Source organism: Microbacterium aquimaris (genome assembly GCF_039531285.1).
In the GTDB taxonomy this organism is placed as follows: domain Bacteria; phylum Actinomycetota; class Actinomycetes; order Actinomycetales; family Microbacteriaceae; genus Microbacterium; species Microbacterium aquimaris.
In genome coordinates this window covers 772,161-785,383 of the sequence record NZ_BAAAPT010000002.1, presented here as the reverse complement: position 1 = coordinate 785,383, position 13,223 = coordinate 772,161, and the positions used below count along the sequence as shown (strand labels likewise).

Sequence of the window (13,223 nt, the reverse complement as noted above, 5' to 3'; positions counted from 1 at the left end):
CGCGCTACAGCACCAGCGACAGGACCACGGCGCCGATCAGGGCAACGCCCACCGCGATGGTCGCGGTGTGCAGTCGCACCTCGACGGCTCCGAGGGTCTCGTCGAGGGCGCCGGCGTCGCGCAGCTGCTCCCAGCGGCGGCGCACGATGTAGGCCGCCGCGCCGGACTCGGAGCCGACGAGATCGCCGGGGCGCACCGTTCCGGCGAGGTAGCTCGACTCGGGGAGGTGCTGGCCCTGTTCGCGGCGGGCCAGCATCAGGCTGTGCCGACCGGGGGCGGGCGCGGCCCAGGCGGCCACGCGCATCCCCGGCGTGTAGAGCGTGAGAGCGAAGCGCGTATCGATGCGCTGGATTCTCGTGAACGGCACGCGGATGGTGCGGAAGACGTTCTCGACGATCACCGCATCGTCGTCGACCCGCACGGCGGGTCGCCAGTATCCGGCCCACATCGCGAAGGCGAACAGGGCGAGCAGGGGAACGGCCTGCACGCCGGCGGTCGGGGACTGGATGACGACGGTCACCGCGGCGGCCGCGCACACCGCGATGACCACCGCGGAGAGAACACGACCGAACCGGGGACGCAGCACGTGGGCTTCGGACACACTCTTATCGTCGCAGACGCGGCATGAACGACTCTTGAAAGGCATCACCACGTGAACGAGACGCAGGCAGGCACCGCACCGGTGCTCGAAGTGCGAGACCTCGGCATCGACTTCTGGGTCGAGGGCGAGTGGGTCTCGGCCGCCCGCGGCATCAACTACACCCTCCACCCGGGGGATGTGCTCGCCATCGTGGGCGAGTCCGGCTCGGGAAAGAGCACCAGCTCGATGGGTGTGCTGGGACTCCTGCCGGGCAACGGTCGCGCCTCGGGCAGCGCCAAGCTCGACGGCAGCGAGCTCATCGGGGCGTCTCCGGCGAAGCTGCGCAAGGTGCGCGGCAAGGGGATCTCGGTGATCTTCCAGGAGCCGATGACGGCGCTGAACCCCGTCTACACGATCGGGTACCAGATCATGGAGGCGCTCCAGATCCACAACCCGACCATGCACAAGGCGGAGGCGGCAACGCGCGCCCTCGAGTTGCTCGCGCAGGTCGAGATGCCCGACCCGAAGAAGGCGTTCGACTCCTTCCCGCACCAGCTCTCGGGTGGTCAGCGTCAGCGTGCGATGATCGCGCAGTCGATGTCGAACGACCCGAAGCTGCTCATCGCCGATGAGCCGACCACGGCGCTCGACGTGACGGTGCAGGCCGAAATCCTCGACCTCATGCGGCGCCTGCACACCGACATGGGCTCGGCGATCGTGCTGATCACCCACGACATGGGTGTCGTCGCCGACCTCGCCGATCAGGTGATCGTCATGAAGGACGGCGCCGTCGTCGAACACGGCAAGGTCGCCGATGTCTTCCGGGAAGCACAGCACCCGTACACCCAGGCGTTGCTGGCCTCGGTACCGCACCTGGGAACGGCCTCCTCCGACGAGACCTCGAAGGCGAAGCGTCTCGAGAACGAGAACGTGCTGCACATGAAGGACCTCGTCATCGAGTACCCCAAGCGCGGCCGGGTGCCGGCGTTCCGCGCCGTTGACGGCATCGACCTGGACATCCGCAAGGGCGAGGTGGTCGGCCTGGTCGGTGAGTCGGGTTCGGGGAAGACGACGATCGGCCGCGCCGCGATCGGCCTGTTGCCGGTGCACTCCGGCGATCTCGAGGTGGCCGGACGCAAGATGTCGGGCGTGTCGCGTGGAGACCTGCGAAGCGTCCGACGCGACATCGGGATCGTCTTCCAGGACCCGGGATCGTCGCTGAACCCGCGCATCCCGGTCGGCGAGTCGATCGCCGAGCCGCTCCTGCTGGCCGGTGGTTTCGGGCGCAAGGAGATGAACCAGCGCGTCGAGGAGCTGCTGGACGCGGTGGAGTTGCCCCGATCGATGCGCAACCGCTACCCGCACGAGCTGTCCGGCGGTCAACGTCAGCGCATCGGCATCGCCCGTGCCCTGGCGCTGAAGCCGAAACTGTTGGTCGCGGACGAGCCGACCAGTGCGCTCGACGTGTCGGTGCAGGCGCGTGTGCTCGAGCTGTTCCAGGATCTGCAGCGCGATCTCGGCTTCGGGTGCCTGTTCGTCACCCACGACCTGGCGGTCGTGGACCAGCTCGCCGACCGCATCGCGGTGATGCACAAGGGAAAGCTCGTGGAGATCGGCACGCGCGATCAGATCTTGCGCGACCCTCAGGACCCGTACACGCAGCGCCTCATCTCGGCGGTGCCGGTCCCGGATCCCGACGAGCAGCGGGCGCGTCGCGAGGCGCGTTCGGCCGCCAAAGGCGAGTAGTCCGCCGCGGTCGGCGCGCACCGGATAGGGCGCGCGTGCGGCGAGGCTGAGAGGCTCGTGACCGGGTGCGCGGAGGGGCCCGGTAGAGTGGGAAGGCCCGGTTCCGGGCATTTTCCCTCACTCGGCAAGGACACCCCCATGGCGCACGCCCTTCGCACCGACCTCCGCAACGTCGCGATCGTCGCTCACGTCGACCACGGCAAGACCACTTTGGTGGATGCCATGCTGCGGCAGACGGGGTCGTTCGGCGACCACTCGAACGTCGAGGAACGCGCGATGGACTCCAACGACCTGGAGCGCGAGAAGGGGATCACGATCCTCGCCAAGAACACCGCGATCACCTACAACGGCGCCCACACCGACGAAGCCGTGACGATCAACGTCATCGACACCCCGGGCCACGCCGACTTCGGTGGCGAGGTCGAGCGCGGCCTGTCGATGGTCGACGGTGTCGTGCTGTTGGTCGATGCGTCCGAGGGGCCTCTTCCGCAGACCCGTTTCGTGTTGCGCAAGGCGCTCGAGGCGAAGCTCCCGGTGATTCTGCTCGTGAACAAGACCGATCGTCCCGACGCTCGCATCGCGGAGGTGGAGGAGGAGGCGCACGACCTGCTGCTGGGTCTGGCCTCCGACCTCCAGGAGGATGTCCCCGACCTGGACGTCGACGCCCTCCTCGACGTCCCCGTCGTCTACGCCTCCGGACGCGCCGGGGCCGCTTCGCGCACCCGCCCCGCCAACGGCGACCTGCCCGACAACGACGACCTCGAGCCGCTGTTCGAAGCGATCCTCGAGCACGTCCCCGCGCCGGCGTACGACGATGAGGCGCCGCTGCAGGCGTGGGTCACCAACCTCGACTCGAGCCCGTTCCTGGGCCGCCTCGCGCTGCTGCGTGTGTTCAACGGCACGCTGAAGAAGGGTCAGACCGTGGCCTGGGTGCGTCACGACGGCACCCACTCCAACGCCCGCATCACCGAGCTGCTGAAGACCCGCGCGCTCGAGCGCTACCCGGCCGACTCCGCCGGCCCCGGCGACATCGTCGCGGTCGCCGGCTTCGAGGACATCACCATCGGCGAGACCATCGCCGACCCCGAGGACGTCCGGCCGCTCAAGGCCATCACGGTCGACGACCCCGCCATCTCGATGACCATCGGCACCAACACCTCGCCGCTGGTCGGCAAGGTCAAGGGGCACAAACTCACCGCCCGCATGGTCAAGGACCGCCTGGACCGTGAACTGATCGGCAACGTGTCACTCAAGGTGGTCGACATCGGGCGCCCCGACGCGTGGGAGGTGCAGGGCCGCGGCGAGCTGGCTCTGGCGATCCTCGTGGAGAACATGCGCCGCGAGGGCTTCGAGCTCACCGTCGGCAAGCCGCAGGTGGTCACGCGTCGGAGTGAGGACGGGAAGGTCCAGGAGCCCTTCGAGCACCTGACGATCGATGCCCCCGAGGAGTACCTCGGGGCGATCACCCAGCTCATGGCCGGCCGCAAGGGCCGCATGGAGACGATGGTCAACCACGGCACCGGTTGGGTCCGCATGGAGTTCGTCGTCCCGTCGCGTGGCCTCATCGGCTTCCGCACCGAGTTCCTCTCCGCCACCCGCGGCACCGGCATCGCCAACGCCATCTCGCACGGTTACGACGACTGGGCCGGTCAGATCGTCGCGCGCCAGAACGGCTCGATCGTCGCCGACCGCGCCGGTGTGGTGACGCCGTTCGCGATGATGGCCCTGCAGGAGCGGATGTCGTTCTTCGTTCAGCCCACCGAGGAGGTGTACGAAGGCATGGTCGTGGGGGAGAACACCCGCTCCGAGGACATGGATGTGAACATCACCAAGGAGAAGAAGCTCACGAACATGCGCTCGTCGACGGCGGACGAACTCGAGAAGCTCACCCCGCCGCGCCAGCTCTCGCTCGAGGAGTGCCTGGAGTTCGCCCGCGAGGACGAGTGCGTCGAGGTCACCCCGGAGCGGGTGCGGATCCGCAAGGTCATCCTCGACCAGACCGAGCGTGCCCGCCAGACCAGCCGTCTCAAGCGCCAGGACGCCAACGCCTGACCCGCTCCGGTGCGCCGCACGATCGTCGCGGCGTGAAGGACGCAGGATATCCGGGAGAGGCGCACCCTGCTCCCGGGAATCGGCGGGGCGAAAAGGCAGGAATCGCCGGTGTCGTGGACCCCTCCGGTGGATGAGGCGCCGTACCCGCGGCGACCGGCGGGCGTGTCGAGGAACGATCGGTGAACGGATGGGCGACGTAGACCCAGAGGTAGACGCACGCGCGGCGTGGCGCGAGGCACTGGGCGTGGCAGCCGCCACCAGCGCCTACGGTGTCTCCTTCGGTGCTCTCGCGGTGGCATCCGGGCTCGACGTGTGGCAGACGTGCGTTCTGAGCCTGTTGATGTTCACGGGCGGTTCGCAGTTCGCCTTCGTCGGGGTGGTCGCCGCCGGCGGGGTGGCCGCCGCGCCGTCGGCGATCGCCTCGGCCGCGCTGCTGGGGGTACGCAACGTGGCCTACGGGATGCGGATGTCCCCGGTGATCGGTCGCGGATTCGCCCGGCGCCTCGCCGCCGCGCAGTTCACGATCGACGAGTCCACCGCCGTCTCCCTCGCCCGGCGCACACCGCGTGCCCGGACGATCGGGTTCTGGGTGACCGGTATCGGGATCTACGTCGGTTGGAACCTGTCGACGCTGGCGGGGGCCCTGCTCGGCGACGTGCTGGGTGATCCCCGCGCGTACGGGCTGGATGCCGCCGCGGCGGCGGCCTTCCTGGCGCTGCTGTGGCCGAGACTGCGGGCCCGGCAGCCGATCGCGGTGGGTGTCGTCGCCGCCGTGGTCGCGACGATCCTCACGCCCGCACTCATGCCCGGCCTCCCCGTGCTCGTGGCCGCGATCGTGGCCGTCGTGGTGGGGTGGACGAACTGGCTCGGCCGGGGCGGTACGGCGCCGGACGAGCCGGAGGACGTGCCGGAACGGGAGGGGCTGCCGTGACCATGTGGACCGCGATCCTCGTCGCCTCGATCATCTGCGTCGTGTGGAAGACCCTCGGCTACCTCGTGCCGCCGCGCTGGCTCGAGGCGCCGCGGCCGGCACGGATCGCCGACCTGCTCACCGTGGCTTTGCTGGCGGCGCTCGTGGCGGTGCAGACCCTCGGCGACGGGCAGGCGGTGGTCGTGGACGCGCGCGTGCCGGCCGTGCTGGTGGCGGCGGGACTGCTGCTCGTGCACGCGCCGTTCCTCGTGGTCGTCGCGGCCGCGGCTGTCACCGCGGCCGTACTGCGCGGGGTCGGCTGGGCCGCGTGAACGGTGCGGTTTAGGCTGTCACGGTGAACTCCTCGCTGCCGGTCCGCCTCGCCACCTGGGCGCTCGCCCTCGTCATCGGGGCCTTCTACGGCCTGGCCGGGACGATCGGTCACGCGTACAGCCTCGCCGGCATCCCGGTCGGTCTCCTGGTCGCGGTGATCGGCTCAGCTGCCCTGCTGGTCGCGGTCCGTCTGCTGACCGGCGACCGCTGGTCGACCCTCGCCACCGGCATGGGGATGATGGCCACCACCCTCGTGTTCTCCGGCGAGGGTCCCGGGGGATCGGTCGTGGTCCCGCAGACCGAGGTCTCTCTCGTGTGGACCTTCGCCGTTCCCCTGATCGTGGCGGTCGTGGTGGCATGGCCTCACCTGCCCTCGTTCGACGAGCCCGCGACGCGGGACGCGTAGACTCGGACCGTGACATATGTGATCGCCCTTCCCTGCGTGGACGTCAAGGATCGCGCGTGCATCGACGAGTGCCCGGTCGACTGCATCTATGAGGGGGAACGGTCGCTGTACATCCACCCGGACGAGTGCGTCGACTGTGGAGCGTGCGAGCCGGTGTGCCCGGTGGAGGCGATCTACTACGAGGACGACCTGCCCGACCAGTGGCAGGACTACTACAAGGCCAACGTGGAGTTCTTCGACGACGTCGGGTCGCCCGGGGGCGCGGCCAAGGTCGGTGTGATCGCCAAGGACCACCCGATCATCGCCGCGCTGCCTCCCCAAGAGCACTGATCGTGGGCGTCGCCGATCTCGCCGACTACCCGTGGGACGCCGTCGCGCCCTACGCGGAGCGCGCCCGCGCGCACCCGGACGGCATCGTCGACCTGTCGGTGGGATCGCCGGTCGATCCGACACCGTCCGTCGTGGCCGAAGCGATCGCCGCAGCCACCGACGCCCACGCGTATCCGCAGACGATGGGCACCACCGCGCTCCGTGAGGCCATCGTGCGCTGGTACGCCCGTCGTCGCGGCGTCTCCGGCCTCTCGGCCGCGCACGTGCTGCCGACGATCGGCTCGAAGGAGCTCGTCGCCCTGCTGCCGCTGCTGCTGGGTCTCGGCGAGGGAGACGTCGTCGTCCACCCCCGTGCCGCCTACCCGACCTACGAGGTGGGGGCGAGACTGGTCGGCGCCACCCCGGTGGCCTCCGACGATCCCGACGAGTGGCCCCCGGGCACGCGCCTGGTGTGGGTGAACTCTCCCGGGAACCCCGACGGTCGCGTGTGGGATGCCGCTGCACTGCGTCGCGCGGTGGAACGGGCCCGTGAGCTCGGCGCCGTCGTGGCGTCGGACGAGTGCTACGCGATGCTCGGCTGGGACGCGCCGTGGGACGCCGACGGGGTCCCCTCTGTGCTGCACCCCGACGTCGTCGAGGGCGATTTTTCGCGCGTGCTTTCGGTGTACTCCCTGAGCAAACAGTCCAACCTGGCCGGCTACCGTGCGGCCTTCGTCGCCGGCGACGCCGATCTGATCGCGCCGATGCTGACCGCGCGCAAGCACCTGGGCCTCATGCCGCCGGCGCCCGTGCAGGCGGCGATGGTCGCCGCGTTGGATGACGACGCGCACGTCGAGGTGCAGCGCGAGCGTTACCGTCGTCGGCGTGACCTGCTGCGTCCCGCGGTGCTCGAGGCGGGCTTCCGCGTCGATGCGAGCGAAGCGGGACTGTACCTGTGGGCGACCGAGGGGCGAGACGCCTGGGAGAGCATCGACCGACTCGCCGATCTGGGCATCCTCGCCGGACCCGGGCACTTCTACGGGACGCACTACCCGCAGCACGTCCGTTTCTCGTTGACCGCCACCGACGAGCGCATCGAAGCCGCCGCCGCGCGCCTGCGGGACGCCGGTGGCGCCGCATCCCGGTAGGAGGGATCCGCCATCGGACGCGCGTCGACTTTGGACGTGTCATCAGGGGGCGCCAGCCATGGGTAGGCTGTAAAGCGCGCGGCCATCGCGAACATCGCCTTCCGCGCCGACTTCGACGTCACCACCCGGTGTCGGCGGGGTCGACGACCCCCGGGACGACCAGAAATCGCAAGGAGGCGCCGTGAGCGACGCGGGCATTCCACAGGACAACGCCGCCATCACCATCGGTGGCACCACGACCGAATTCCCGCTGGTGCACGGCACCGAGGGGGCACCCAGCATCGATGTCTCGACCCTGACGAAGAAGACCGGCTACACGGCGCTCGATTACGGGTTCGTCAACACCGCCGCGACCAAGTCGGCTGTGACCTACATCGACGGTGACCAGGGGATCCTCCGCTACCGGGGGTATCCGATCGAGCAGCTGGCCACGCACTCCAGCTACCTCGAGGTCGCGTGGCTGCTGCTGTACGGTGAGCTCCCCAGCGCCTCCGAACTCGAGGCGTTCGACGACCGGATCCGCCGCCACACCCTCCTCCACGAGGACCTCAAGCGCTTCTTCTCCTCGCTGCCGCCGACCGCGCACCCGATGTCGGTCCTGTCTGCGGCGACCGCGGCGCTGTCGACGTACTACGAGGATGAGTCCGACCCGCACAATCCGGAGCACGTGGAGCTGAACACCATCCGCATGCTCGCCAAGCTCCCGGTGATCGCCGCCTACGCGCACAAGAAGAGCGTCGGCCAGGCCTTCCTCTACCCCGACAACGGGTTGAGCTTCGTCGACAATTTCCTCAAGCTCAACTTCGGTGTCCTCAGCGAGGTCTACGAGGTCAACCCCGTGATGTCCCGGGCCCTCGAGCGTCTGCTGATCCTGCACGAGGACCACGAGCAGAACGCCTCGACGTCGACGGTGCGCCTGGTCGGTTCGACCGGCGCCAACCAGTTCTCCTCGATTTCCGCCGGGATCAACGCCCTCTACGGGCCGTTGCACGGCGGCGCCAACGAGGCCGTGCTGGCGATGCTGGCGCAGATCCGCGACTCCGGCGAGAGCGTCCAGCGCTTCGTCGAGCGGGTCAAGAACAAGGAGGACGGGGTGAAGCTCATGGGCTTCGGGCACCGCGTCTACAAGAATTACGACCCGCGGGCGAAGCTCGTCAAGGAGTCTGCCGACGAGGTCTTGGATGCTCTGGGGGTCAGCGACCCGCTGCTGGACCTGGCCAAGGAGCTCGAAGAGATCGCCCTCAGCGACGACTACTTCAAGGATCGCCGCCTGTATCCGAACGTCGACTTCTACACCGGGGTCATCTACAAGGCGATGGGTTTCCCGACGCGCATGTTCACGCCGTTGTTCGCGATCGGCCGGCTTCCCGGCTGGCTCGCGCACTGGCGCGAGATGCAGACCGATCCGCAGACGAAGATCGGTCGCCCCCAGCAGGTCTACATCGGCTCTCCCGAGCGGGACTACCCCCGGATCTGATCCGCTCGACGCCCTCTGCGCCGTCCGACCGGACCACCTCGCCTCGCACCGCGGGATCCGCGGCTCGTCAGTGCGCGACGGGCCGTGACCGGCGTACGCCGCTGACTCGACCCGCGCCGTCCATGAAACGGGGCGGACACCGGTGTCCGCTACGATCTGGCGAGTTCGTCCTCGACGCCAGGAGAAGCCATGTGGCAACAGACCATCGATCCCCTCGGTTCGCTTGTCCTCTCATCGGTCGTGGCGGCGCTCCCCATTCTCGTCTTCCTGCTGGCGTTGGTGGTCTTCAAGGTCAGCGGCATCGTCGCCGCGATCATCGCGGTGGTCGTCGAAGTCGTCGTCGCCGGCTGGGCGTTCGGCATGCCCGCGGAGGCGATCGCCGGCGCGGGATTGATGGGGCTCCTCACCGCGGTGTGGCCGATCGCTTGGATCATCGTGATGGCGGTATGGCTCTATCGCGTCACGGTCGCGAGCGGACGGTTCGACGTCATCCGTGCGTCCATCGGGGCCGTCTCGCCCGATCAGCGCGTGCAGGTGTTGCTCATCGCGTTCGCCTTCGGGGCCTTCTTGGAGGGCGCGGCGGGCTTCGGTGTGCCGATCGCGATCTGCGCCGCGCTTCTGGTCCAGCTCGGGTTCGCTCCGGTCCGTGCGGCGATGCTCTGCCTGGTCGCCAATGCCGCGGCCGGAGCGTACGGGGCGATCGGCATTCCGGTCATCGTCGGCGCTCAGGTCGTCGGGCTCGACGTGATGGAGCTCTCCCGTGCGCTTGTGCTGATCCTCCAGCCCCTCACCGTCGCGGTGCCGTTCCTCCTGGTGATGATCGTGGATGGGCGGCGTGGCCTTCGCGAGACGTTGCCGTTCACGCTCGGTGTCAGCCTGGTCTACAGCGGCGTGCAGGCGACCGTCCTGTGGTTCCTCGGACCGGAGCTCGCTGACATCGGAGCGGGGTTGGTGACGATGGTGGCCATCATGGCGATCAGCCGCGTCTGGCGTCCGGCGCGCGTGTTCCGGGAAGGTGATGGCCCCTCGGCGGCGCCGGAGAGTCTCTCGCTGCGCACGGTCCTGGTGGCGTGGAGTCCGTTCTACATCCTGACCGGTTTCATCTTCGTGTGGAGCCTGCCGTCCTTCGAGGGGATGTTCGCCGAAGGGGGGCCGCTGGCGTGGACGGTCCTTCCGATGTCGATTCCCGGCCTGACGGGACAGATCGAGACAGCGGCCGGTGCCGTGGTCACCTCGTCTTGGACGTTCACGCCGGTCAGCGCCACCGGGACAGCCATTCTTCTCGCCGTTCTGGTCACCTTCTTCACGACGCCGGCGCTGAGCGGCGCGCGGTTGCTCGGCGAGCTGGCGCAGACGGTGCGGGATCTCTGGCAGGCGATCGTTCTGATCGCCGCGATCCTCGTCCTGGCCAACATCGCCAACTACTCAGGCGGGTCGGCGAGCATCGGTACGGCGTTGGCGGGGGTGGGTCCGTTGTTCCCGTTGTTCGCTCCGATCATCGGCTGGATCGGTGTGTTCATCACCGGATCCGTCGTGAACAACAACACCTTGTTCGCGCCGCTGCAGGTGACCACAGCCTCGCGGCTCGGAGTCGAGCCGACGCTGTTTGTGGCGGCCAACACCGCCGGGGGGACCACGGCGAAGGTGGTCTCACCGCAGTCGATCGCGATCGCCGCGGGCGCCGTGGGCCTGTCCGGGCGTGAAGGTGAGATCCTCCGTGCGTCGATCTGGTACAGCCTGAGCATGCTCGCGGTGATCTGCGTGTGGACGTACGCCCTGTCGCTGCTGGTCGGCTGACCGGGTTTCCGAGCGGGGAGTCACCCCCGCGCACGCCCGTCGGGGACGATCAGTCGGCGTCGCGTTCCAGGTCGGCCGCGTGGTCCGGCACGAGGCCGGAACCGTCGCGCGGGGGACGCTCGTAGCCGCGCTGCTCCGGACGTTCGGGGATCTCGATCGGCTCCCGCTCGACATCCGTGTAGGGGATCTGGGAGAGCAGGTGGGCGATCATGTTGATGCGTCCACGACGCTTGTCCTCGTTGTCGACCTCGAACCACGGTGCCTCGGGGATGTCGGTGTGCACGAACATCGTGTCCTTCGCCCGGGAGTAGTCCTCCCACTTCGTGATCGACAACACGTCGTTCGGGCTCAGCTTCCATCGGCGCATCGGATCGGCGTTGCGCGACCGGAACCGCTTTTCCTGTTCGACGTCCGAGACCGAGAACCAGTACTTCAGCAGGTGGACCCCGTCCTCCACCAGCATGCGCTCGAAGATCGGCGCTTGATGCAGGAACCGGTGGTATTGCGCGTTCGTGCAGTAGCCCATCACGTGCTCGACGCCGGCGCGGTTGTACCACGAGCGGTCCATGAGCACGATCTCGCCCGCCGCCGGCAGGTGGGGCACATAGCGTTGGAAGTACCACTGCGTGCGTTCCCGCTCGGTCGGCGCGGGCAACGCCACGATGCGGGTCACCCGGGGGTTGAGGTACTCTGCGACGCGCTTGATCGTCGAGCCCTTGCCGGCGGCGTCGCGGCCTTCGAACAAGACGACGATGCGCGCGCCGGTGGACTGCACCCACGCCTGCATGTCGACCAGCTGCGCCTGCAGGCGGCGCAGCTCCTTCTCGTATACCTTCTTCGGCAGTCGATGACCCATGGGCAGAGCATACGCGTGGGGCGCCCTACGCGCGGGGCAGGCGCCGCCGGTGGCGCATCGCGATCACCGTGCCGAGCACCTTGAAGGGCAGGACCTCGCCGAAACGATGCTCGGCGGCCCGGCGCAGACGCGCGGCGAGGTCGGGTCGCATCTCGCCCAGCGCCGCCCGCGCCATCTCGGCGTGCGGAGAATTGGAGACCAGCACGAGCGAGTCGGCGTCCTCGACGAGGGGGATCACCCGGAGGAGGTTCTCGCGCGTGGACATGCTCTCGGTCTCGAGGACCAGGCGCCCGCGATAACCCCGCCGTCGGGCGTAGCGGGCCATGATCCGCGCCTCGGGTTCCGCGCTGTGCACCGGGCCACCGCTGAGGACGACAGTGGTGCGTGGCACCCGCGGATCGATCGAGCGCAGGCCGGCGCGCACCCGGTAGCGGTTCACCGCGTTCGCCCGGGTACCGCGGTTGCCGTACCCCAGCACCACGATGGCCTCCGAGGCCGGCACATCCGGCGGCGGGACCGGAAGGCCCCGCCTGCTGGAGCGCCAGTGGAAGAGGTCGGCGGCGAAGGCGACGGCGGCGAGGGAGGCCGCCGCCACCGTGGCCGCCGTCAGGTGGCGCCGCGCCCGGATCATCGGATCAGGCGTGCAGCGCCTCGTTGAGGGTGACGCCGACGCCCTGTCGGACCAGCGCCTCGATCGCGCCGGTCACCGAGTTGCGGCGCAGGAGCACGCCGTCGCGTCCGGAAAGGTCGCCGCCCTTGACCGTCGGGCGACCACCGTCCGGTCGGGCGGGCTGGTCGGCGAGGACGATCTTCGACCCGGCCGTCACGTACAGGCCCGCTTCGACGACGCAGTCGTCGCCCAGGGAGATGCCGATGCCCGCGTTCGCCCCCAGCAGGGTCCGTGCGCCGATCGAGACCTTGTGGGTGCCCCCGCCGGACAGTGTGCCCATGATCGATGCGCCGCCCCCGATGTCGCTGCCGTCACCGACGACCACTCCCTGGGAGATGCGTCCTTCGACCATGGAGGCGCCGAGGGTCCCGGCGTTGAAGTTCACGAAGCCCTCGTGCATCACGGTCGTCCCGGGGGACAGGTAGGCGCCGAGGCGTACCCGCGACGCGTCGGCGATGCGCACGCCCTCCGGGGTGACGTAGTCGAGCAGACGCGGGAACTTGTCCAGACCCTGCACCTGGATCCCGTCGCGGAGCAGGAACGGGCGCAGACGCGTCGCATCGTCCGGGTGCATGGGCCCGGCGTTGGTCCACGCGACGTTCGGGAGATGTCCGAAGACGCCGTCGAGGTTCAGCTCGTTCGGGCGGACCAACCGGTGGGACAGCGCGTGGAGGCGGAGGTAGGCGTCGGAGGTGCCGTTGGGAGCGGCATCCAGATCGATCTCGAGGGTCACCAGTTCGACGGTGACACCGCGGCGTTCGTCCGGCACGGCCAGATGGTCGAGGTTCTCGGTCGCCTTGGCCGGGTCGTATCCACCGGGGATGCGCCCGTGCGTCGGCGTGGGGAACCAGGTGTCCAACACCGTTCCCGAATCGGTCACCGTCGCCAGGCCCGTGCCCCACACCCATCGTTCGTCGCTCATGCCTTCCACGCTACCGG

General features: G+C 69.1%; 13 protein-coding genes. 9 read left to right on the top strand and 4 right to left on the bottom strand.

Features of this window, described 5'->3' with window-relative positions:
* Positions 1-4 precede the first annotated feature (4 nt).
* A complete protein-coding gene (locus ABD204_RS13340) occupies positions 5-601 on the bottom strand; it encodes a PH domain-containing protein (RefSeq protein ID WP_194424420.1) in 597 nt (198 codons plus the stop codon).
* 51 nt (positions 602-652) lie between these two features.
* On the opposite strand from ABD204_RS13340, the gene ABD204_RS13335 reads away from it, so the two are divergent.
* The 9 genes from ABD204_RS13335 to ABD204_RS13295 all read left to right on the top strand — a co-directional run bounded on the left by ABD204_RS13335 (position 653) and on the right by ABD204_RS13295 (position 10,758).
* Positions 653-2,326: an ABC transporter ATP-binding protein gene (locus ABD204_RS13335; RefSeq protein WP_194424421.1), complete on the top strand. Its 1,674-nt coding sequence runs from the start codon at positions 653-655 to the stop codon at positions 2,324-2,326.
* A gap of 138 nt (positions 2,327-2,464) precedes the next feature.
* Positions 2,465-4,378: a translational GTPase TypA gene (gene typA / locus ABD204_RS13330; protein ID WP_194424422.1), complete on the top strand. Its 1,914-nt coding sequence runs from the start codon at positions 2,465-2,467 to the stop codon at positions 4,376-4,378.
* A 187-nt stretch (positions 4,379-4,565) separates the two neighbouring features.
* The gene (locus ABD204_RS13325; protein WP_194424423.1) at positions 4,566-5,309 is read left to right on the top strand and encodes an AzlC family ABC transporter permease; all 744 of its coding nucleotides are present in this window, start codon (positions 4,566-4,568) and stop codon (positions 5,307-5,309) included.
* Positions 5,306-5,620: an AzlD domain-containing protein gene (locus ABD204_RS13320; RefSeq protein WP_194424424.1), complete on the top strand. Its 315-nt coding sequence runs from the start codon at positions 5,306-5,308 to the stop codon at positions 5,618-5,620. The genes ABD204_RS13325 and ABD204_RS13320 overlap by 4 nt, the downstream gene beginning before the upstream one ends.
* Positions 5,621-5,643: 23 nt before the next feature.
* Positions 5,644-6,027: a DUF6113 family protein gene (locus ABD204_RS13315; RefSeq protein ID WP_194424425.1), complete on the top strand. Its 384-nt coding sequence runs from the start codon at positions 5,644-5,646 to the stop codon at positions 6,025-6,027.
* 9 nt (positions 6,028-6,036) lie between these two features.
* Positions 6,037-6,357 carry a ferredoxin gene (fdxA, locus tag ABD204_RS13310; RefSeq protein WP_194424426.1) on the top strand — a complete coding sequence of 107 codons (321 nt, stop codon included), beginning with the start codon at positions 6,037-6,039 and terminating at the stop codon, positions 6,355-6,357.
* Between the two features lie 2 nt (positions 6,358-6,359).
* Positions 6,360-7,484 carry a succinyldiaminopimelate transaminase gene (dapC, locus tag ABD204_RS13305; RefSeq protein ID WP_194424427.1) on the top strand — a complete coding sequence of 375 codons (1,125 nt, stop codon included), beginning with the start codon at positions 6,360-6,362 and terminating at the stop codon, positions 7,482-7,484.
* A 181-nt stretch (positions 7,485-7,665) separates the two neighbouring features.
* Positions 7,666-8,961, top strand: coding sequence for a citrate synthase (locus ABD204_RS13300; RefSeq protein WP_194424428.1), 1,296 nt, complete (start codon positions 7,666-7,668; stop codon positions 8,959-8,961).
* Positions 8,962-9,150: 189 nt separating this feature from the next.
* Positions 9,151-10,758, top strand: coding sequence for an L-lactate permease (locus ABD204_RS13295; protein WP_194424429.1), 1,608 nt, complete (start codon positions 9,151-9,153; stop codon positions 10,756-10,758).
* 49 nt (positions 10,759-10,807) lie between these two features.
* Here ABD204_RS13295 and ppk2 read toward each other — a convergent pair whose 3' ends face one another.
* Genes ppk2 through dapD form a run of 3 tightly spaced genes read right to left on the bottom strand, consistent with a single transcriptional unit; the run spans position 10,808 to position 13,206 of the window.
* Positions 10,808-11,614, bottom strand: a complete 807-nt coding sequence (gene ppk2, locus ABD204_RS13290) for a polyphosphate kinase 2 (RefSeq protein WP_194424430.1) — start codon at positions 11,612-11,614, stop codon at positions 10,808-10,810.
* Positions 11,615-11,639: 25 nt separating this feature from the next.
* Positions 11,640-12,245, bottom strand: coding sequence for a YdcF family protein (locus ABD204_RS13285; protein ID WP_194424431.1), 606 nt, complete (start codon positions 12,243-12,245; stop codon positions 11,640-11,642).
* Between the two features lie 4 nt (positions 12,246-12,249).
* On the bottom strand, positions 12,250-13,206 hold the full coding sequence (gene dapD, locus ABD204_RS13280; RefSeq protein ID WP_194424432.1) for a 2,3,4,5-tetrahydropyridine-2,6-dicarboxylate N-succinyltransferase: 957 nt from the start codon (positions 13,204-13,206) through the stop codon (positions 12,250-12,252).
* Positions 13,207-13,223: the final 17 nt, after the last annotated feature.